The sequence below is a fragment of the Massilia sp. CT11-108 genome (genome assembly GCF_047302915.1).
Lineage (GTDB): Bacteria > Pseudomonadota > Gammaproteobacteria > Burkholderiales > Burkholderiaceae_D > Telluria > Telluria orientalis.
The window spans coordinates 1-1,869 of record NZ_JBKYMO010000778.1; the positions used below are offsets into that span (position 1 = coordinate 1).

Consider the following 1,869-nt stretch of genomic DNA (forward strand, 5'->3'; position numbering starts at 1 on the left):
GGCATGGGCGGCTCCGTGGCCGCCGGCGCCGGCGCGGACGGCATCGCGGTCCAGGCCAGCGCGCTCGCGTCGCAGGCCGGGCCGATGATGCAGCTGCTGGCCGAAGTCGCGCGCACGCCATCCTTCCCCGAGAATGAAGTGGCGCTGGCCAAGGCCAACGCGCTGCAAAGCCTGCGCGTCTCGGAGACGCAGCCGCGCTTCCGCGCCGAACGCGCGATCAGCCGCGCGATCTACGGCGACCACCCGTACGGCCACATGACGCCGACGGCCGAAGCGATCGAATCGACCACGCAGGACCTGCTGCGCGCCGAGCACGCGAAGCGCTTCCGTCCGGAGCGCGCGCTGCTCGTGATCACGGGCCGCATCAAGGAAGCGGATGCCTTGAAACTCGCGCAGAAGGCGTTCGGCGACTGGAAGGCAAGCGGCCCGGCGTCAGCCGAGGTGCCGAAGGCCCCGGCCACGGCAAAACCCGTACGCCTGCTGCTGGAACGGGGCGGCAGCGTGCAGTCGACACTGCGCCTCGGTAGCCCGGGCATCGCCGCGACGGCTTCCGACCAGATTCCGCTGCGCCTGGCCAGCACGATCCTGGGCGGCGGCTTTTCGAGCCGCGTGAACATCAACCTGCGCGAGGAGAAGGGTTACACCTACGGCGCCTCGGCCGGCGCGCGCCTGCTGCGCGAAGGCGGCGGCATCGTCGGCGGCGCGGACGTGCGCAACGAAGTCACGGGCGCCGCGTTGACCGAGTACTTCAACGAGTACAAGCGCATCGGCGCCGACCTCGTCCCGGCGGACGAGATGAAGATGCACAAGCGCTATGTGGCGGGCGGCTACCTGCTGAGCAACCAGATGCAGCGCGCCGTGGCGAACACCCTGTCCAGCAACTGGCTCGTGGGCTTGCCGGCCGAGTTCCTGGGCCAGTACGTGCCGCTGATCGAAAAGGTCACGCCGGAACAGGTGCGCGACGTGGCGAAGAAGTACTTCGCGCCGGAGAACCAGTCCATCGTCGTGGTGGGCGATTCGAAGGCCGTCGGCGAGCAGTTGAAGGCGTTCGGGGACTTTACGGTCAGCGACAAGTGACCGTTCCCGCTCTACGCTAAAAGCCTCCCCCGGGAGGCTTTATTTTTTCGCGGACTGTTTGGAACCGCCGCTCGACGACTGCTTGGTCTCGCCGTGCTCCGCGCGCTGCTTGTTCACGATGCGCGACGCGACCTCTTCCTCGCGGCCGGGATAACGGTGTTCCTTCTTGAATTCCGTCTCGAGCTTCTTGTATTCGCGCTCGCGTTTCGGGCTCGCTCCCTTCGGCATGATGGCCTCCATCGGTAAGTGGATGGCGCCAGATTAGGCCGATGACGTGCGGATGTACGTGCGCTGACGCACGTTGAACGCGTGGGCTCGGGTTGCCCACCCTACCGCTGACGCACGTTGAACTGCCGCGCATCCGTAGGGTGGGCACCCTGTGCCCACGCGGAACGCAAATCAGCCTTGCAACGCTTTTTCGAGGTCTTCCAGCTCGGCAGGCTTGACGAGGTGCGCATCGAACCCCGCCTCCTGCGCCTTGCGCCGGTCTTCCGGCGAACCGTAGCCGGTATGCGCGACGAGGCGGGTCGAGGCCAGCTGCGGATGCCGCTTGAGCATGCGCGCCAGTTCGTAGCCGTCCACGCCCGGCAGGCCGATGTCGAGCACGATCACGTCCGGCCGCAGCTCCAGCGCCATCTGCACGAGGTTGCCGGCATCCGCCGTCGTGTGCGCCTCGTAGCCCATCTCGGCCAGCAGGAAGGCCATCATCTCCATCGCGTCGACGTTGTCGTCGACGAGCAGGATCTTGCGGCCGCCCGACGCCGGCGCCGGTGCGCTGGACGGTGCCTCGGC

General features: G+C 67.6%; 3 protein-coding genes. 1 reads left to right on the forward strand and 2 read right to left on the reverse strand.

What is annotated here, in order from left to right; genetic code table 11:
- On the forward strand, positions 1 to 1,077 hold a 1,077-nt coding region (locus tag ACEN88_RS30570; RefSeq protein ID WP_413345769.1), incomplete at its 5' end, for a M16 family metallopeptidase.
- A gap of 39 nt (positions 1,078 to 1,116) precedes the next feature.
- On the opposite strand, the gene ACEN88_RS30575 is transcribed toward ACEN88_RS30570, so the two are convergent.
- Together ACEN88_RS30575 and ACEN88_RS30580 are read right to left on the reverse strand one after the other, a co-directional pair.
- Positions 1,117 to 1,305: a hypothetical protein gene (locus ACEN88_RS30575; RefSeq protein WP_075796307.1), complete on the reverse strand. Its 189-nt coding sequence runs from the start codon at positions 1,303 to 1,305 to the stop codon at positions 1,117 to 1,119.
- A 171-nt stretch (positions 1,306 to 1,476) separates the two neighbouring features.
- A partial coding sequence (locus tag ACEN88_RS30580) for a response regulator (protein ID WP_413345772.1) occupies positions 1,477 to 1,869 on the reverse strand: 393 nt, incomplete at its 5' end.